Here is an 18,877-nt window from a genome sequence, read left to right as displayed (position 1 = left end):
AGGGTGCCGCCTCCCCGTGTCCGACCCGACCGAGCTCGATGCAGGTGCTGCGACCTACTCGGTGAGCCTTCCCCAGTTCGAGGGCCCACTCGATCTCTTGCTCCATCTTTGCCAAAAGCACGAGCTCGACATCCTCGACATCCCCATCGGGTTCATCACGAAGAAGTACCTCGAGTACCTCGCGGTGATGCAGCTCGTGCACCTCGACGTCGCCGCCGAGTACCTCGTGATGGCGGCCACGCTCGCGCACATCAAGTCGAAGATGCTCCTGCCGGCCCCCCCGCCCGGCCAGGAGGACGACCTCGTCGAAGAGGACGAAGAAGATCCGCGCGAGGCCCTCATCAGGCGGCTCCTCGAGTACCAAAAGTACAAGCTCGCGTCGCAAGAGCTCGAGGCGAAGGGGATCGCCGCTCAGAACGTGTTCCTGCGCGGCGGCAAGATCGAGGGAGACGAGCCGGAGGGGCTCCCACCGCTCGCGCAGATCCCGCTCTTTCGCCTGATCGAGGCGTTCCAGGGCGTGCTCGCCAAGAGCAAGATCACGATCACCCACGACATCGTCGCCGACCGCATCAGCATCACGGATCGCATCCACGAGCTCACGGCCGTGCTCGAGGTGAAGCGGCGCTGCGTGTTCGAGGAGCTCTTCGAGGGGCTCACGTCGAAGTTCGATCTCGTCATCACGTTCCTCGCGCTCCTCGAGATGACACGCCTCCGGATGACGCGGCTCTTTCAGACCGACACACGCTCGCCGCTCTACGTCGAGTACACCGCGGCCGCCGGAGATCCGCTGCCCGAAGGGCTCGAGGCCCGCAGCACGGGCGCCCCGCCGCCCGCGCCTTCTCCCTCCGCTCCGCAACCCACGTCGGACGACAGCGCCATACCTCCTGCCGAAGCGCCGGCAGTCGAGCCTCCGGTCGCGTCGCCCGACGACGAAGAGGTTGTGACGAGCTCCGACGAAGACGAAGACGAAGACGAAGACGAAGACGAAGACGAAGACGACGAAGACGAAGACGACGAAGACGACGAAGACGACGAAGACGACGAAGACGACGAAGACGAAGACGACGAAGACGACGAAGACGACGGCGCTGACAGGGCCGCGCCCTCGTCGCTCGACGAGGATGACGCGGACGGTGGGTCGGACGCCAGCGCTTCTCCCCCGCGTTCCGAAGCGGACGCAGAAGCGCCCAGCTCGAAGCGCATTCCCGAGGTCTCGGAGATCGTCGGAGCGACGGCGTCCGAGGGCACCACCACCCCCGACGAAGGTGAGCCTCGCGAGCCGGAAGCTCCTGACGCGGTCGCTGCGGCCGAACGCGATCTCCCCGCTGACCTCCCGGCGGAGCCTTCGCCATCCGCGCGTGACCTCGGCACCGACGAAGCTCCCGTAGCCGAGGTCGAGCCGGCGAGCGGTTCGTCGTCGGAGGTCCCCGCGGACGAACCGCTACCGACGGAGGACGTCCCGGAGGCCGCGGAGGTCCCCGATGGGGAGAACGCGGGCTCGCTCGCTTCGGAGACGCCCGGCCAGGACGCGCCGCTCGATCACGACGAGCCAGTCGATCACGACGCGCCGGGCGACCACGCCGCGCCGCTCGATCACGACGAGCCGCCTGCCACTTCGGAGCCGCTCGATCACGTCGCGCCGATCGACCACGTCTCGCCGCTTGCCACTTCGGAGCCGCTCGATCACGTCGCGCCGGTCGATCACGTCGCGCCGCTTGCCACTTCGGAGCCGCTCGATCACGTCGCGCCGGTCGATCACGACGCGCCACTTGCCACTTCGGAGCCGATCGATCACGACGCGCCGCTTGCCGCTTCGGAGCCGATCGATCATGACGCGCCGCTTGCCACTTCGGAGTCGATCGATCACGACGCGCCGTCGAACGCGAGGCACGAGGCAGCGGTCGCTACATCCCCGGCGCCCCTCGACGAGACGGACGTGTCGGCACCTCGAGCGGCCGTCCCCGAGGGGACCGTCGATCCGGCGAGCGCGATCGTGGCCGAGGGCATCCCTTCGCAACCATTGGATTCTCAAGAACTTTTGGCGCCCCCAGCGCCCTCTCCGGACGCTACGACCGCGACGGACGGACGGAGCGTCGACCCCGAATGGACGCACGAGGTCCCTTCGGAAGCGAGCGACGTCATGCCCGTAGCGATGTCCTCGGCAGAGCCGGGGGATACGATCGACTCCCCTGCCCTGCCTGCGGGCACCGACGCGCCCGATGCCACCCTCGACGAGGAGCCGCCCTTCAGCGACCCTCGCACCGCCGACGAGCCGAACCGTGAGCAAACGTAAGAAGACCCCGTTCCACAAGAAGCCTCCCGCGCGGTCCTCCTCACGTGGGAAGAAGCCCGAGGTCGCTGCCCCGCCGCCCGAGGCCGAGGCGACGATGGCCGAGGCGACGGAGGCGACCGCGCCCGAAGGTTCTGCGAGCCCCGGAGACGTCGCCCCCTCGACGGAAGAGAGCCCTCACGAAGGCCACGAGAGCGCAGTCACGACCGACGCCGACAGCGCCCCGGCCGAGGTCTCCCCGGAGCCCGACGGAGCCCCCCGTCCCGACGACGAAGCGGGGTTCGATCCCCCTCCGCCGGACAGCGCCCCACCGACCCGGCGCAAGCCGCCCGCGCGCGGAAAGAAGGGTGAAAGACCTGCACGGACCGACTCCGCGCCCGAGGTCAAGGCGAGCCCGATCGACGACAGCGAGCTCACCGAGACCATCGTGTGGTCGGGGACGGCGCGGACCGACTCGCGTCCTCACCTCGAGGACGACGACGACGACGTCGTGACGAGCTCCGGAGCGTCGTTCGGGGCGTTCGAGCGCGACCTGCCCGACGACCTCGAGGTCACGGTCAACCTCACGGGCGACCTCTTGCCCGTCGTGGAACGCGACGATCTCTCGGAGCCCACGCGCACGTCGCTCTCCGAAGAAGAGCTCCAGGCCATCGAGTCGCTCGACCCGAGCCCGATGGACGACGGCGACGACGACGGGGCCGACGCCCTTGACGCGAGCGCCCCCGAAGCGCCACCACCCGACGACGGAGTCAGCGTCGCGGCGAAGCACCTCCGCGGCCTCGTCGAGGCCTTGGTGTTCGCGTCCGATAGACCTCTCCGCCCCGGCGAGCTCGCGAGACGCGCCGAGGCTCCTGCCAAGGAGATCCGGAAGGTGCTCGCCGACCTCCAGGCGTTCTACGCGGGGCGAGGTCTCCAGCTCGACGAGGTCGGTGGGGCCTACACGTTCCGGACGAACCCCGTCTACGCGCCATTCGTCCGCGAGCTCACGGGACAAAAGCCGGTGAAGCTCACGCGCGCCCAGGTCGAGACGCTCTCGATCCTCGCCTACCGCCAGCCGATCACGCGCCCCGAGATCGACGACATCCGCGGCGTCGACTCGGGCCCCGTGTTGAAGATGCTCCTCGAGCGGGACCTCATCAAGATCCTCGGAAAGAAGGACGAGCCCGGGCGGCCCATCCTCTACGGCACGACGCCGCAGTTCCTGGAGTTTTTCGGGATCACGTCGCTGAAGGACCTGCCGACGTTGCGCGAGTTCACCGAGCTCAACGACGATTCGAAACGCGTGGTCGAACGCGAGCTCGGCGAGCCGTACGAGGACGTGCAGCGCGCCCTCGACGAAGAGGCGATCGAGCACCTCCCGACGAACGACCTCGGTCCGGTCGAAGAGCTCCCGCAGGCCGACGACGAGCTCGACCCCGCCGCCGAGACCGCCGCATCCCGCGTCGACGAAGCCCTCCGCGAAATCGAACGAGCGTCCGAGCAAGCCGACGAAGACGAAGACGCCCCGGTGGCCTCCGACACGGCCGGCGACGAAACGGCCGAGGACGAAAGCGACGACGACGAAGACGACGACGAAGACGACGAAGACGACGAAGACGACGAAGACGACGAAGACGACGACGAAGACGAAGACGAAGACGACGAAGACGACGAAGACGACGACGAAGACGAAGACGACGAAGACGACGAAGACGACGAAGACGACGAAGACGACGAAGACGACGAGCCCACGGCGCCCTAGAGCTTTGGGCTACTCCTCCGCCCCGGGGTCGGGGTAGCTCTGCGCGAGCTTTCTGGCCTCGTCCCGTAGCTTCTTGTGCGCGAGGATCTTCCGAAAGAGCTCCCACGTCGCCGGATCGGCGAGCACATTCATCGGCCCGGGGCCTTTCGCCTTCTTCGGAATGGCGCCCGGGTTCTTGCGGAGCGCCTCCATGCGGTCGATGTAGGCTTTGGTGGGAAAGAGCTCTCCCTTCTCCCAAGCGAGCACCGTGGCTTGGTCGAGGTCGAGCGCTTGGGCGAGCTCTTTCGCGGTGCAGGAGAGCTCTTTGCGAAGGGCCTTGAGGTCGTCGGGGCTCATGACGCGATCTAAGTCGCACGGCGGCCGACGCGCACCCCTTTTCGCCGTCGCTCGGCGGCCGTGCGCCGAATTGTTGGGGCGGAGGAATCGCGCTATCCTCCTCGAACTTCCTTGCGCTCCTCACGTCGTGACACGTCCGCTCTCGTGCGCGTGGCCCTCGTTCTCGCCCTCGCTTCCGTCGTGGCCGAGAGCACGGTCTCCTGTGGCTCCTCCACCGAGCCCCCGACCGTGATCGTCGGAGGAGACGGGGGCACCACGGGGCAACCGAAAGACGCGGCGACCTCCGCCAAGACCGACGGTGCGGCACGAGGAACGCTGCGCCTCGTACACCTCGCGGAGGGGCTCCCCTCGATCGATTTCTGCACACGGTCGGGCGAAGCGGATTTGTTCGACGGGCCCGTGCTCGGGCGCGATCGCCCCCGTGACGCCGGCGTGGCTCGCCCCGACGGCGCGGCGACCGACGCGATGGCCTTCGTGGACGCGGAGCCCCGAGACGGCGCGCTCGCCGACGCGAGCGACGCGGGGGGCTCGGGTGTGGTGCCGATGAGCGCTTCGCAGTACGTATCGGTCGAGGGCTCCGGCACGCTCGAGCTCGTGGTCGTCCCCGCCGGACAGGGCTCGTGTGGGCAGCCGCTCGCTCGTGGGCGCATCACGCTCGATCCGGGTCGCTTGAAGACCGTCGTCGTCCACGCGATCGAATCCGACGGTGGCGCCGCTGCGGGCGTCGTCGCGTACGACGACACGGGCGACGTCGTCCCTCAACGGGCGAGCCTGCGCCTCGTGTATGCCTCGAGCCCCGGCAGCCCCTTGCGGGCCACGCTCTATGGCTCGCTCACGACACAGCTCGGGAGGCTCGAGCCGCTCGGGGTCCTCCGCGCCGAGGCCGACGCTTCGACCGTTGACACCCTCGGCTATGCGAGCGTCGATCCGCGCCCTGCACCCGCGACCCTCGGCATCGCCGAGACCACGACGACCGACGCGGCGCTTCCCGCAGCAGCCACGTCGGGCGCCGATCTCGGCCTCGCCGGAGGGTCCGTCCACACGGGCTTCCTCGTGAGACGAGGCGCCGCGTGGAGCCTTCTCTACTGCAACGACTTCGCTACCGACGGGCCTCGGACGCAGTGCGCGGTGCTCCCGCTCCGCTGAAAGGAGCCGCGTTCGGCACCACACCGAACGACCTCGTCACACATCTCGTCCACCGCCGACGAATCGCGCGATGCGATGGTAGGGAGCTCGTCCGTGAGACCGGAGAGCGAGCGAGCTCGTGCGTGGAACCACGCGGCCGGGGCGCGGAAAGTCTGGCAGAATAGGCGTATGCGAAAGCTTGTTTGGCTTCTGCTCGCGTCCGTTCCCATGGTGTTCGTGCTCGCGTGCAGCAGCGACGCCGACCCCGTCCCCGAGGAGCCCACGGAGCCGACGTGCGGCGCCGACGTGCTCTCGAAGACGTTCGCGGCCGGGAGCCCCGAGGGTCACCCCGATCCCTTCGGAGCGAAGGCGGCGAACCAGGCGCGCGCGGGGCGCATCCGCGATCTCTCGAAGGTGCGAAGGCCCGACGACGCCCGGAACCTGCTCCTCGACACCGACTTCGTGCTCGCGAACGACACGATCGCCGTCTTCGTCGAAGGCGCGCGAAAGAGCGACGGCTACAACCCGTTCGGGGGTGAGATCAACACGATCGAGCGGGTCGGGCCCGACGGCCTCCCGACGGGCACGACGCAGTACGGAGAGATGCTCCTCGCCCTCTCTCGGCAGGTGGTGGCCCCCGACGACGTCACCGTGCTCGCCGACGGGAGCGACGGAAAAGCGGCCATCGTCCGGGCCCGAGGCAAGCTCAAAAATATCCCCTTCCTCGAGACGTTCCGCGGGATTTTCCCCGACGAATACGACTTCCCCGCGATCCTCGACTACGTGCTCGAGCCCGGCGCGACGAAGGTGAAGCTGCGCTTCTCGTTCGTGAACACACGCGCGGAGGACGTGACGTTCACGGGAAAGCAGATGTTCGGCTTCTTCCACTCGAACCGCACGAACCTCTTCACCGATCGCACCGGCTACGCGCAAGCCAAGGGCAAACACACGTGGGTCGGCTTCGACGGCGAGCGGTCCACGTTCGCGGTGGCGCAGCCGGGGCGCGAGCTCGAGCTCGGCCTCGAGGTCTCGGGTTTTCAGTACTTCACGGGCTCGGGCCTCGAGGCCAAGGCGTGCGCCACCGTCGAGACCGACTACGCCGAGATCGCAGGCGGCGGACCCGAGCTCGACGGGCTCCGCGAGGCCACGCGCAAGGCCTTCGGTGGACCGGAGACCCGCGTCGTCAAGGGCACCGTGGAGACCGAGCCCGCGACCAAACACGCGGGCGCGCTCGTCGTCGCCGTGAACGCGGGTGGCAAGGTGCTCTCGCGCACGCACGCGGACGCGAACGGGGCCTTCACGTTGAACCTCCCCGCGGAGGCCGCGACCGTCACGGCGATCGTGCCGGGCACCCCCGCCGGACAAGCCAACGTAGGCGCGCAGGACGGCACGGTCCGCGTGCTCGTCCCCAAGACAGGCAGCCTCGCCGTCACCGTGAAAGACTCGGTCACGAGCACGCCGCTGCCAGTGCGCGTCCAGGTGATCCCTGCCACGGCGCCTGCGGCCTTCCCCGCCGAGTGGGGCGTGGAGGAGCCCGGAAACGGTCGAATTTACCAAGTATTTCCGACAAATGGCGTCGCCACTCTCGCCGTGCCGCCGGGCTCGCATCGCGTGATCGTCTCGCGCGGGTACGAGTACGAGCTCTTCGATCAGACGGTGAACGCCGAGGCGGACAAGGTCACCGAGGTGCCCGTGTCGCTCGTGCGGAGCGTCGACACGACCGGCGTCATGTGCGCCGACTTCCACATCCACGCGAACTTCTCGGCCGACTCGGGCGACAAGGTGATCGAGAAGGTGACGAGCGCCGTGGGCGACGGCCTCGAGCTTCCCATCTCGAGCGAGCACGAGTGGATCATCGACTTTCAGCCCACCATCCAGAAGCTCGGGCTCACCAAGTTCGCGTCGAGCTTTCCGTCGGAGGAGCTCACGACGTTCTCGAACGGGCACTTCGGCGTGCTGCCCGCGCGCCCTACGCCGGGCGCCCTCAACAACGGCGCGGTCGACTGGGTCGGCAAGGCGCCGCCCGAGATGTTCTCGCTCGTCCACAAGCGGCCCGAGCAGCCCATCCTGATCGTGAACCACCCGACCTCGGCCGGGTTCATGGGGTATTTCTCGTCGACGAACTTCGACAACGCCACCGGCAAGGGCCGCGACGGGCTCTGGAGCGACGAGTTCGAGGCCATCGAGGTCTTCAACGACTCGGACTTCGACAAGAACCGCCAATCGTCCGTGAAGGCTTGGTTCTCCCTCCTCGACGCGGGGAAGAACGTGTTCGCCGTGGGCAGCTCCGACAGCCACTCGTGGCGCTCGAGCCCCGTCGGGTACCCGCGCACGTGCCTCCCCTTCGGCCACGACGACCCCGAGAAGGTCACGCCCGAAGGCGTGCGTGACCTTGTGAAGGCCGGCAAGGGGGTCATCTCGGGCGGCCTGGCGATGACCGTCGAGGGCCCCGGAGGTGCCACCCCGGGCGGCCAAGGCTCCGAAGGAACGTACAAGGTGCGCGTGGGCGCGGCGTCGTGGGTCGACGCCCAAGAGCTCGAGGTGATCGTCGACGGGCAGTCGCAGGGCACCTTCCCGCTGACCCCTCTCGCGGGCGCCACCGGCCCCGGAAAGGTCTTCGAGAACCCCGTAGCGGTGAAGGCGACGCAGAGCCGCGCGCGGCACTACGTCGTCTTCGTCGCGAAGGGGAAGAAGGACCTCGCCCCCGTGCACCCCGGCCGCCTCCCGTTCGCCGTGTCGAACCCGATCTTCTTCTGAGCGACGCCGCCCGCATCCGCGCCGACGATCACGACATGGCGAGCCCATGCGTGGTCGGACGTGCGGTCGGGCCTCAAGTGCGCTACGGAAGCGGCGTGACCTCGACTCCCACGCCCGAAGCGCCCTCGTTCGACGCCGTTTTCGCGAACAAACCCGTGATTTTGGCCCCTATGGAAGACATCACCGACGACGTCTTCCGCAGGCTCTGCCGAGGCGTCGGCGCCGACGTGTGCGTGACCGAGTTCGTGAACGTCGAGGGGCTTCTCCGCGGCTGCCGGAACGCCAAGCGCAAAATCCGCCTCTCCGAGGACGACGTGCTCACGTCGATCCAGATCTACGGCTCGAGCCCCGAGCGCCTCGCCGAGGCCGCCCGTGTCGCGGCCGACGCGCGCCCCTTCTACGTCGACATCAACTGCGGCTGCTGGGTGCCCAAGATCGCCGGCCGCGGCGCTGGCGCCGGGTGGCTCCGCGATCCGAAGGCCATGGTCGAGATGGCGGCGATGGTGGTCCGCGCCGTCGACGCGCCCGTCACGGTGAAGACCCGCATCGGCTACGGGCCCGAGTCGGACATGCCCATCGTCGACCTCGCTCGTCGCCTCGAGGACGTCGGCGTGCGCGCCCTCACCGTGCACTGCCGCACCGCCCAGATGGGCCACTCGGGCGCGGCCGATTGGTCGTGGGCCCGCAAGGCCCGAGAGGCGGTCAAGATCCCGGTCATCGTCAACGGCGACGTGCGCTCCGGCGAGGACGCCGTCCGCGCCATCGCCGAGACAGGGTGCGCCGGCGTCATGGTCGGGCGGCGCGCGATCGAGCATCCTTGGGTCTTCCGTGAGGCGTACGGCCTCCTCCGTGAGGGTAGGACCGTGCCCCAGCCCACCGCGCAGGAGCGCATCGCGCTGTGCAAAGAGCACCTCCGCGCCAACGTCGCCGCGCGCGGGGAGCCTCACGGGGTGCGCTGCACACGTCGTCACCTGTCCGGGTACCTGCACGGCCTCCCCGGTGCGTCGAAGCTCCGGCAAGAGCTGAACTTGTGCGACTCGCTCGAGGGTTGCCTCGCCATCCTCGACGGCGCGCGCGCCCTCGCGGCCTGAGCCGTCACGGCACGACCAACGTGCCGCGAGACCTCGTGAACGTCACCTTGCCCTCCGCGCCGAGCGCGCGGAGGAACGCGAGGCTCTCCGCGCGGAGCGAGGACGCCGGGCCGGCTTCGTAGGCCGAAAACGCCTCGTCCGACGAATACGTGTAGAGCACACGCACCTCCCGGGGCTCGCCGAGAGGCAGCAAGATCTCGCCTCGTTTTGCGCCCGCGGAGACGACGTCACCGACGTGACGGCCCTCGAGCCAGGCCACGAAGGGCGCGACGTGGGCCTCGTCGTCGAACCGGCACACGACCTCGTAGAAGACCGCCATCCGACGAGCGTAGCGCGAACGAAATGGGCACGGGCGCGCCTCATACCGAGGTGCGCCCGCTTTCACCCGCGAAGAGCGCGGCTCAGTTGCCGGCGTTGGCGAGGCAGCTCGTCAGCTCGGCGGTCTTGCGGAACCCGCACTGGCCGTCGGCGCCGCGCTCGCACACCGCCGAGCGGTAGCACGCGTACTCGGGGCGCATCTCGCAGGTGGTCATCATGTCGCGGTCGGCGCACACCTGGCCGCTGCAGCCGGTGCGGCGGCACGCGGGCTGGGGAACGCAACGCGCCTCGCCGGTCGAGTCGTCGCACGTCGTGCCCTGCGCGCAGCGGACGGCGGCGCAGGTGGTGTTGGGGACGCACGCGGCGTTCTTCGTACCGCCGCCGTCGTCGCAGTGGGTGGTCGCCGTGCAACGAACGACCTCGCAGCCGACGAAACGCTGCTTGGCGAGGGAGACCGTCGTGCCGTTGCGCGTGAGCACGAGGCGCTCGGGCGGGAGCGTGTTGAGCGAGGCTTGAGCGGTCACGATGCGCGCCTGGTACACCCGGCGGCCGTAGCGCGTGGACGTGAGGCGCACGCGGAGGTCGCCGCGGTAGGTGTAGCCGTTCCAAGTGCCCGAGTCGGTGAGGACGCAGGGAGCCTTGATGCAGCGGATGCGGGGGTCGGCGATCTCGGCCGTGTAGCGGCCGTCGGCCCCGAACACGAGCTTCGAGAAGTACATGTTGAAGTCCGTGCCCTCGGCGGAGCCTTCGTTCCAGGTGCCGACGAAGCGCTTGCCCGTGGACGAGAGGGCCTCTTCGCTCGTGCCCGTGTCCTCGGCGTCGACCGCATCGGCCGCGACCTCGTCGTCCGTGGACGTGTCGGCGGCGCAGCCCGTGAGGGCGAAGGCGGCCAACGTGACGTGCGCGAGGGCGAGGACGGAGACGAGCTTCTTCATGCGAGGGACCTCCCAAGGGCGCCGGCCTCGGCCGACTGTGTGCACTCCTTCTGTCACCACCTGAGACGACACGCAACCCCAAATGCACACATTGTGTTCCTTGGCCAAATTCCCGAACAATTGGCCCTGGAGGTTGCGCTTCGGCATGGTGGCGCGGTGCGTACGGTCCGCCTCGAGCTCGTCGTCGACGAGGAGCATGCGTCCCGGGTCGTCTTCGAGATCGTGCTCCGCGCGAAGCGCTCGCTCTTCCTCTCGACGGCGAACGCGAAGGACCTCCGCGTGCCGGCGCCCATCGGCACACGGGACCGAGCGCGGGGCCGCTACGTGTCCCTCGTCTCGCTCCTGGCCGAGCGCGTCCGCTCCGGGCTCGAGCTCCGTTTCTTGCACGCGGGCCTCCCTTCTCGCCCCTTCCGTGCGGTGCTCGCGGCGCACCCCGAGCTCGCGGCGTGCGTACGCGCCTGCCCGCGGGTGCACCTCAAGATGATCGCGGCCGACGGCGAGTCGCTCTACCTCGGGAGCGCGAACTTCACCGGCGCGGGCCTCGGAGAGAAGAGCGACGGTCGCCGCAATTTCGAGCTCGGCATCGTCACGAACGACGACGTCTTGCTCGACACCACGCAGGCGCGCTTCGACCGGATCTGGAGCGGCGCGGAGTGCGCGGGGTGCAAGCTCCGCCGCGAGTGCCCGAAGCCGCTCGACCTCCTCGATCGAAAACCACCACGCGCGAAGGCGCCGACGACGAAGCCAAAAGCGCGCGCGCCTCGCCCGAAGACGCGCGCGTCTACTTGAGCCGCAGGCTCGCGACGAGCGCGTCGAAGTCTTTCCGCGCCGACGCGACCGTGGCTGCGGGGCCGGTGAGCTTGAAGAACGTGGCCTCTCCCCCCGACTCGACGATGGCCGCGAGCATCTTCCACTTGGCCTTCGGCGCCGCCGGGGCCATGCCTGGCATGCCGCCGCCCGTGAAGGTGCCGTCGAGCTCGACGATCGTGACCGCAAGGGGCCCGACCTTGCGATCCTGGCGCTTCGGCGTGGGCTTCTCCTGGAACTGCCCGGCCCACCGGGCCACGTTGGCCTCCACCCCACCACCGGCCACGATCACCGAGAGCTCGGCGTCCTCCGTGTCTCCGCTCACCTTGGCGATTTTGTAAGTCGCCTTGCGCATCGGGCTCGCGTTCGGCACCGTCGCGAACGCGGCCGGGGCATCCCAAACGAGCTCTCCCGCAGCCTTCGGGGGCTCGCTCGGGGGCGTCGTCGAGGCGGAGGGCGCGGCCTTGGGAGGCTCGGCGGCTTTGGGCGCCGGCTCGGGCTCTTTGGGTTTGTCGCACGCGGAGACGAGCGCGACGAGGGGGAGAGCCAGGGCGACGAGGGTCGGGCGGAGCATGGAGGAAAGACTTAGCAAAGTCCGCGGGGCGCCGAGTGTACCCTTTCGCGCCATGAGCGAGACCTACCGCACCCCGGCGACCCCCGCGTCCTCCGTCGTCGTCACCACGGGCCCGAACGTCGAGGGCTACCGCATCACGCAGTACATCGGGATCACGCGCGGCATCGTCGTGCGCAGCGTGAGCTTCGGCCAGGGCTTCGTCGGCGCGTTCAAGCAGCTCGGCGGCGGCAACATCGACGAGTACGTGCAGGTGTGCGAGGCCGCGAGGCAGGAGGCCTACCTCATGATGGTGTCGCACGCCGAGCAAATGGGCGCGCACGCGATCGTGGCCATGCGGTACGACGCGACCGAGTTCGTCCAGGGCGCGACCGAGGTGCTCTGCTACGGCACGGCCGTGCGCCTCGAGCGCGCCTGACGAGGCACGCTCCGAGGCGATCCGCGAGCTTCAGCGGCTACTGCGCTGGCCTCACGCAGCGACCGCCGAACTTTCCGTACTGGAAGGTGACCTGGAAGCCGCCGGTCGTCCCCCGACCGTAGTTGTGCCCCTCCCACGAGCGGCCGATGACCCCACCGCGTGGGATGCCCGTGTAGAGCGTGCCGACGGAGCCGGCGGGCTTGAGGCTACGTGTGCACGTGGTCGCGCCAGCCGCAGGCGCCACCGAGAAGTCGCAGAAGTCGAGCGACGGGCTGCTGAAATCTCCCGTGTACTCGCCGAGGTTGCCGAGCATGTCGTACCAGCCCTCGCCGTTGCCGCTCTTCAGTCGGGTCACGTCGGTTTGGAACCGGCCAGGCGACGCGATCCACGGGCTCATGTCACGGAGCGTGTTGGTGTTCGCGGGGAACTGATAAAATAGGCCGTTTATCCCGAGCGACGTGTCTTGGCACGTCCACCCGCCGGTGCCCGGGCGGCCGTTGCACCAGTTGTAGTTCGGGCGGAGCGGGTCGGCCGGCCCCTGCGGGAAGGCGTCGGGGCCCCACGCATCTTGCATGTCGGCGAGGAGCGCGAGCTCGCCGCCGTCCCACGCGCAGAACGCCGCAAGCATCATCGACGTCGTGCAGGTGAGCGGCTTCGTGTCGAGCGTCTCGCGGGGCAAAATTCGCGTCGGGATGCCATACTGGGCGAGGTCGGCGTCGGGCTGCCAGTAGGTCGAGTGGCCGCTCGAGCCGTTGTTCGGGTTCGCGACGTCGTAGCCGTTGAAGCAGCCGCGAATGCCGTTGTAGTTGTCCATGTCGATCGCGCCGAGGTGCGCGACCAGGTTGAGCGGCCCGGTCTTCGAGGCGGGAAAAAGGTTGCCGACCACGGGCGCGAGGGTGAGGAGGTTCGCGAGCTGAGAGCCCGGGTTCGCGGCCACGTACGAGGCCACCCACGCCCTCACGTTCGGCCCGACGGCGGTGATGAAGGAGCGCATGCGCCCCGCCGTGATCTCGTATTTGTCGAGGCGACGGCTCGAGCGCGTCGGGAGCGGGAGCGAGCGGCAGCACGACTCGTGGGCGGCGCCGAGCTCGCCGACCTCCTTCGCGCCGCACGTGCGAATGCCGGCCACCTCGCCCGTGTCGCACGACTTCGGCACGCACACCCCGGCCGGAGAGCAGGAGGTCGACAGGCAGTCGGCGTCGGCTGCACAGGTGCGGTCGTCGATACAACGTGGGGCGGTGTAGGTGAACGCGCCGTCCGTCACGGCCGCGCCGCCGCAGTCGACGTCGGTCTCGCCGCCGTTCTTGATGCCGTCCGAATCCGTGGGCTCGACGCACACGTTCGCCGTGCACGCGTTCACGCGACAGTCGCCGTTCGTGGCGCACTTCTTCGTGAGCGCGCATTTCGGGGCGTTCGGGCCGCCGCAGTCGACGTCGGTCTCGCCGTTGTTCTGTTTGCCGTCGGTCGCGCTCGGGGCGTCGCAGACGCCGTTCGTGCACGTCGACAGGCAGTCGTCGCTCGTGACGCACTTCTGCCCTGCCGCGCAGAGCTTCTCGGGGGCGGCCTTGCCTCCGCAGTCGACGCCGGTCTCGCCGCCGTTACGCCGCCCGTCTTGGTGCACGGTGGGAGGAGCGTCGTTGCACGCGAGCGCGCGGCAATAGTCGGTCTTGCAGTCGCGATCTTGCAGGCACGCCTCGCCGTTCTCGCACGGGTTCGGGAGGCCGACGCCGCACGTCTTCGTGCCGGGCGGGGCGCATGTCTTGTCGGGTTTGCAGGTCGTGCTCTGGCAGTCTTCGTTCTTGGCGCACGGGTCGCCGTCGCACTTGAGAGGGCAGCTCCCGCCGCAGTCGACGCCGGTCTCGGTGCCGTCTTGGATTTTGTTGGAGCACGACGCGGACGCGCACTTTCCGTTCGTGCAATTCGAGGATTCGCAGTCGGCCGGGACGGCGCAGGACGCCCCGAGCGCACACTTCGTAGGACCGTCCTTTCCGCAGCGGGGAGCGGCGTCGACCGCGCCCGTGTCGGGCGAGCCCGCGTCGACGGCCGGAGGCTCGACGGGCATCTCGGACGACGAGCACGCGACGACGGCCCCCGCCACGAGGACGAGCACGGGCACCCACACGAACGAACGACGGTTCAGCAAAGGGACCTCCGCGGCGAGCAAGCCACCAAGAGTCCAAGCTATTCGAGCGGGCGCGGGGCGCAACCCATGTCCTTGGACATTACGGCAAGGTCGGGAGCGGCCGAGCTCGGTCGGCTCGCGCCGTCAGCGCGACCGTTCGAGGGCCTCGAGGAGCTTCTGGGCGAGCACGGGCCCGGTGCCGGCGTCCTCGTGCTTGAAGAACACCCACGCGTCCACGAAGCCCGCGTCGGAGATTCGGCGCGCCCACTCGGCGATCTCGTCGTCGGTGTAGGACACCCTGCGCAGCCGGAGGTAGCCGTGCTCGGCGGTCCTGACGAACGGCGCCGCCTTCCGCGGCGACGCGTCGTCCACGATGCAGAGCGCGACGCCCCGCGCGCGGAGCAGCTCGTACACGTCGTCGGAGAACCACGAGGGATCACCGGCCTCGAGCACGAGCTTCGTCCCGGGCTCGAAGACGTCGAGGAACGCGGCGAGCCGAGGGAGATCCTTCTTCAGGTGCGGGGGGAGCTGGAAGAGCAACGGACCGAGCTTCTCGCCCATCACGCGGGCCACGCTCACGAAGTGGCGGGTGTCGTCCTCGGCCTCGACGAGCCGCTTGTGATGCGTGATCCGTTGGGGCGCCTTCAGCACGAACGAGAAGCCCGCCGGGACCTCGGGGAGCCAGCCCGCGAGCATGTCCGACTTCGGCATCCGGTAAAAGGTCGCGTTGATCTCGACCGTCGAGAACCGCTCGGCGTAGTACGCGAGCATCTTCTTCTGAGGAAGCTTCTCCGGGTAGAAGGTGCCCTTCCACTCGACGTACGAGAACCCGCTCGTGCCCACTCGGATCGTCATGCGTGCACTCTACCCGAACCCCGACCAGGCTTGTCCATGAGCCCTTTTTCGAAGCGCTCCGCCCACGATCTCGAGGAGAACGCGCTCACCTCGGCGCTCCGCGCGCGCCGCGCGAAGGGCAAGGTCGTCGATCTCACCGTGTCGAACCCGACCACCGCGGACCTCTCTCCTCCTCCGCTGTCGGAGACCGGGCGCCTCGCGCTCGCCGCGCCGGGCTGCGCGGTGTACGAGCCGCTCCCCTTCGGCCTCCCGGAGGCGCGCGCCGCGATCGCCGAGAGCCTCGGCGGGACCGTCTCGCCGGACGACGTCGTGTGCACGGCGAGCACGAGCGAGGCCTACGGATGGCTCTTTTCCCTCCTCGCCGATCCGGGCGACACGGTCCTCGTCCCGAGCCCGAGCTACCCGCTCTTCTCGTTCCTCGCGGCGCACGCGGCGGTTCGCCTCGTCCCCTACCCGCTCCGGTACGACGGCGCGTGGCACACGGACCTCGCCGAGCTCGGGCGGATCGCCGCCGCGGAGCCACGCGCCCGCGCCGTGCTCGTCGTGTCGCCGAACAACCCCACGGGCTCGGTGCTCACCGCGCACGAGCTCGAGGCCATGCTCGACCTGGGGCTGCCGGTGATCTCGGACGAGGTCTTCGCCAGGTACCCGCTCGGAGCGCGACGAGGCCCATTTTTCTCGGCGCGAGAGGCCTCGCGTGGCCTCGTGCTCGTGCTCTCGGGCCTCTCGAAGGAGGCCGCGCTGCCGCAGATGAAGCTCGGGTGGATCGTGCTCGCGGGCGAGCGCGCGCTCGTCGACGAGGCGAAGGCGAGGCTCGAGGTCTTGGCGGACACGTTCCTGTCGGTGGGGGCGCCCGTGCAGCACGCCGCGCGCACCTTGCTCGAGGAGGCGCATGGGCCGAGGGACGCCATCGTCGCGCGGACGAACCGAAACCTCGCGCGCCTCGACGAGGTGCTCGCCGGCACCGCTGCGACGAGGCTCTTCGTCGAAGGAGGGTGGTACGCGACGGTGCGCTTGCCCGCCATCCTGTCCGAAGAGGAGTGGGTCGAGGCGCTGCTCGAGCGAGGTGTCTACGTGCACCCGGGCGCATTCTTCGACTTCACCGAGTCGCCCCTCGTCGTGATCTCGCTGCTCACGCCCGAGCCCGACCTCGACGAGGGGCTCGCCGTGCTCGCGAGCACGCTCGCGTGGGCGCTCGAAGAGCCCGTGGCGAGCACCAAAAAGTAACGCAGTTACGAGCCGTTACAGCCTATTCACCGCGCGACGCGTCGGCCTCGGCGACGAGGCGGCCGACGAGCTCGGAAGAGGCGCCTCGCGTGTGCTTCGCGAGCCGGAGCGCGCCTATCGCCTCGCGTGGCTCGACGACCTCGCGAAGGAAGATCTCGAGGGCGCGCCCTGTCCGCTCGACGTCGCGGGTCGCCAGCAGATCGAGCATCAGCCCGCGCGTGACGGCGATCGTGAGCGTGGCGGTGGCGTCGTCGCCGTCTTGGGTGGCCTCGCGCACGATCGAGATCCAGCCCGTGATGACCGTGTCGAGGAAGGCGCCGTAGCGCTCGGGCTCGTGCACGGCCAGCCCATAGACCTCGAAGAAGAGCCGCACGTAGGGCTCGGCGTCCGGTCGGCTCGCGAGCGACCAGAACGTGCGGAGGCCCGTCGACATCTTCTCGTCGGAGGCCGCCTGCGCCATGAGAAAGAGCCGAAGCTGCTCCCGAATGGTCTCGATGACGAGCGCGATGAGCTTCTCGCGCGACTCGAAATGATAGAGGAGCATGCGCGCGCTCGTCCCGACCCCTTTGGCGAGGGGCCGGAGCGACAGCCCGGTGAGGCCGTTCTTGAGCACGAACTCGACGACGGCCTCGAGCAGCTCTTGGCGGCGCTCAGGCTCGGGAGGCCGACCCACTCACTTGCCCAAGACGAACTTGAGGAAATAGTCGATCGCCTTCCCGAAGGGAGGGCGCATCAGATCCGAGGCGTTGAGGCGCGCCTGGTAGAAGACGGGCTTCTTCTTGGTGAGCGCGTCGAAGCCCTCTTTGCCGTGGTAGTGGCCCATGCCGCTCGGCCCGACGCCGCCGAAGGGCATGTCGTCCTGCGCGATGTGCAGCATGGTGTCGTTCACGGTCACGCCGCCCGACGTGGTCTCGGAGAGCACCTTCTCGACGGCCTCGTCGTCGTGGTCGAAGACGTAGAGCGCGAGCGGCCGCGGCCGATCGTTCACGTAGGCGATGGCGTCGTCGAGCGTGTCGTACGGGAGGATCGGCAGGATGGGGCCGAAGATCTCCTCCGAGAGCACGGCCATCTCGTCGGTGCCCCCGAGCACGAGCGTCGGCTCGAGCTTCTTCGAGCCCTCGAACGACTCGTTCGCCGGGTTCAAGCGCACGACCTTGGCGCCTTTCTCGGTCGCCTCGGAGAGGTAGCCCTCGAGGCGGGCCTTCTGTCGCGCGTTGACCACGGCGGTGTAGTCGGCGTTACCGACGAGTGTAGGATACATACGAGCCACGACGGCCTTGCACTCGGAGACGAAGGCGTCGAGCTCCTTGCGCGGGACGAGCGCATAGTCGGGCGCGATGCACGTCTGCCCGGCGTTGAAGAGCTTGCCGCTCATGATGCGATGCGCGGCCGTGGCGATCGAGAAGTCGCGCCCCACGATCGCCGGGGACTTGCCGCCGAGCTCGAGGGTAACCGGCACGAGGTTCTCCGCCGCGGCCTTCATAACGGCCTTTCCGACACGCGTGGACCCCGTAAAGACCAGGTGATCGAACGCGAGCCGCGAGAAGGCCTCGCTCACCTCGACCCCACCCTCGTGGCACGTGACGTGGTCGGGCGCGAAGGCGGACGCGATCATCTTCGCGATGAGCGCGCTCGTCTCGGGGACGAGCTCGGACGGCTTCACCATGGCGCGGTTGCCGGCGGCGAGCGCGGCGACGAGGGGCGCGAAGACGAGCTGCACCGGGTAGTTCCAAGGCGCGATGATGCCCACGACGCCGAGCGGCTGGTTGTGGACCTCGGCCCGCCCCGGGAGGAACGTCCAGGCGACCTCGCGGGGCTCGACGTCCATCCACTCGTGGAGGCGCTCTTTCGCGTAGTCGATGCCGGCGATGGTCACGAACACCTCGGCGACGAGGCTCTCGGTGCGCGAGCGGCTGCCGAAGTCGGCCGAGATGGCGCGGGCGATCTCTTCTTTGTTGGTGAGGAGCACGCGCTTCAGCGCGTCGAGGTGCTCGATGCGCTTGTCGTACGACGGAGCCCCGTGTTTGCGGCACGCGGCCTTGAGCGTGGCGAGCGTCGCGTCGAGCCCCTTCGGGCTCGCGGCCTCCTTCTTCGTGGCGTCGCCGCTCTCGGGGGCGCCGTCTCGGGCCGCGATCTTCTGGGTTCCGCTGTCGGACTGGGCTTCCTGGGCAAGCGACATTGAGACTCTCCTACGGCGCGCTCACGCGGCGCATGCTTCGGGCGTTCGCCCGGGGTGCCCACAAGGTAGCGACATGTGCCCCTTCACGCACGCGCTTCGGGGCAA

16 protein-coding genes are annotated in these 18,877 nt (G+C 69.1%); 8 read left to right on the top strand and 8 right to left on the bottom strand.

Translation table 11 applies throughout. The annotated features are described in order from the left end of the window. Positions 1-16 precede the first annotated feature (16 nt). Entirely contained in the window at positions 17-2,293 is a 2,277-nt protein-coding gene (locus IPK71_17970) for a segregation/condensation protein A (GenBank protein MBK8215623.1), read from the top strand. Positions 2,294-2,387: 94 nt separating this feature from the next. Continuing rightward, a complete protein-coding gene (gene scpB, locus IPK71_17965) occupies positions 2,388-4,031 on the top strand; it encodes an SMC-Scp complex subunit ScpB (GenBank protein MBK8215622.1) in 1,644 nt (547 codons plus the stop codon). 9 nt (positions 4,032-4,040) lie between these two features. On the opposite strand, the gene IPK71_17960 is transcribed toward scpB, so the two are convergent. After that, positions 4,041-4,367 (bottom strand): helix-turn-helix transcriptional regulator, encoded by a 327-nt coding sequence (locus IPK71_17960; GenBank protein ID MBK8215621.1) that lies wholly within the window; start codon positions 4,365-4,367, stop codon positions 4,041-4,043. 150 nt (positions 4,368-4,517) lie between these two features. Between IPK71_17960 and IPK71_17955 the strand changes: the two genes are divergently transcribed. The 3 genes from IPK71_17955 to IPK71_17945 all read left to right on the top strand — a co-directional run bounded on the left by IPK71_17955 (position 4,518) and on the right by IPK71_17945 (position 9,340). Next, positions 4,518-5,513, top strand: coding sequence for a hypothetical protein (locus tag IPK71_17955; GenBank protein MBK8215620.1), 996 nt, complete (start codon positions 4,518-4,520; stop codon positions 5,511-5,513). Between the two features lie 168 nt (positions 5,514-5,681). Next, positions 5,682-8,249, top strand: a complete 2,568-nt coding sequence (locus IPK71_17950; protein ID MBK8215619.1) for a CehA/McbA family metallohydrolase — start codon at positions 5,682-5,684, stop codon at positions 8,247-8,249. A 35-nt stretch (positions 8,250-8,284) separates the two neighbouring features. Beyond that, positions 8,285-9,340: a tRNA-dihydrouridine synthase gene (locus IPK71_17945; GenBank protein MBK8215618.1), complete on the top strand. Its 1,056-nt coding sequence runs from the start codon at positions 8,285-8,287 to the stop codon at positions 9,338-9,340. A 4-nt stretch (positions 9,341-9,344) separates the two neighbouring features. Here the strand turns inward: IPK71_17945 and IPK71_17940 are convergent, their stop codons facing one another. Both IPK71_17940 and IPK71_17935 read right to left on the bottom strand, forming a co-directional pair. Further along, positions 9,345-9,659 carry a DUF4286 domain-containing protein gene (locus IPK71_17940; GenBank protein MBK8215617.1) on the bottom strand — a complete coding sequence of 105 codons (315 nt, stop codon included), beginning with the start codon at positions 9,657-9,659 and terminating at the stop codon, positions 9,345-9,347. Positions 9,660-9,741: 82 nt separating this feature from the next. Next, positions 9,742-10,593 carry a hypothetical protein gene (locus IPK71_17935; GenBank protein MBK8215616.1) on the bottom strand — a complete coding sequence of 284 codons (852 nt, stop codon included), beginning with the start codon at positions 10,591-10,593 and terminating at the stop codon, positions 9,742-9,744. Positions 10,594-10,749: 156 nt separating this feature from the next. Between IPK71_17935 and IPK71_17930 the strand changes: the two genes are divergently transcribed. Then, the gene (locus IPK71_17930; protein MBK8215615.1) at positions 10,750-11,382 is read left to right on the top strand and encodes a phospholipase; all 633 of its coding nucleotides are present in this window, start codon (positions 10,750-10,752) and stop codon (positions 11,380-11,382) included. Here the strand turns inward: IPK71_17930 and IPK71_17925 are convergent. Continuing rightward, positions 11,375-11,974: a hypothetical protein gene (locus IPK71_17925; protein ID MBK8215614.1), complete on the bottom strand. Its 600-nt coding sequence runs from the start codon at positions 11,972-11,974 to the stop codon at positions 11,375-11,377. The two genes, IPK71_17930 and IPK71_17925, sit on opposite strands and share 8 nt — an antisense overlap. 52 nt (positions 11,975-12,026) lie before the next feature. Here IPK71_17925 and IPK71_17920 point away from each other — a divergent pair, with 52 nt between their 5' ends. Continuing rightward, on the top strand, positions 12,027-12,389 hold the full coding sequence (locus IPK71_17920) for a YbjQ family protein (protein ID MBK8215613.1): 363 nt from the start codon (positions 12,027-12,029) through the stop codon (positions 12,387-12,389). Positions 12,390-12,426: 37 nt separating this feature from the next. Here the strand turns inward: IPK71_17920 and IPK71_17915 are convergent, their stop codons facing one another. Then, positions 12,427-14,532, bottom strand: coding sequence for a hypothetical protein (locus IPK71_17915; protein ID MBK8215612.1), 2,106 nt, complete (start codon positions 14,530-14,532; stop codon positions 12,427-12,429). A gap of 123 nt (positions 14,533-14,655) precedes the next feature. Then, entirely contained in the window at positions 14,656-15,366 is a 711-nt protein-coding gene (locus IPK71_17910; GenBank protein ID MBK8215611.1) for a DUF72 domain-containing protein, read from the bottom strand. Positions 15,367-15,402: 36 nt separating this feature from the next. On the opposite strand from IPK71_17910, the gene IPK71_17905 reads away from it, so the two are divergent. Continuing rightward, entirely contained in the window at positions 15,403-16,593 is a 1,191-nt protein-coding gene (locus tag IPK71_17905) for a pyridoxal phosphate-dependent aminotransferase (protein MBK8215610.1), read from the top strand. Between the two features lie 22 nt (positions 16,594-16,615). On the opposite strand, the gene IPK71_17900 is transcribed toward IPK71_17905, so the two are convergent. Together IPK71_17900 and IPK71_17895 are read right to left on the bottom strand one after the other, a co-directional pair. Then, the gene (locus tag IPK71_17900) at positions 16,616-17,266 is read right to left on the bottom strand and encodes a TetR/AcrR family transcriptional regulator (protein MBK8215609.1); all 651 of its coding nucleotides are present in this window, start codon (positions 17,264-17,266) and stop codon (positions 16,616-16,618) included. Then, positions 17,267-18,772 (bottom strand): coniferyl aldehyde dehydrogenase, encoded by a 1,506-nt coding sequence (locus tag IPK71_17895; protein ID MBK8215608.1) that lies wholly within the window; start codon positions 18,770-18,772, stop codon positions 17,267-17,269. Positions 18,773-18,877: the final 105 nt, after the last annotated feature.

The organism is Myxococcales bacterium (genome assembly GCA_016712525.1).
Classification (GTDB): domain Bacteria; phylum Myxococcota_A; class Polyangia; order Polyangiales; family Polyangiaceae; genus JAAFHV01.
The sequence above is the reverse complement of the archived record's forward strand: the minus strand, read 5'-3'. Positions and strand labels throughout refer to the sequence as shown.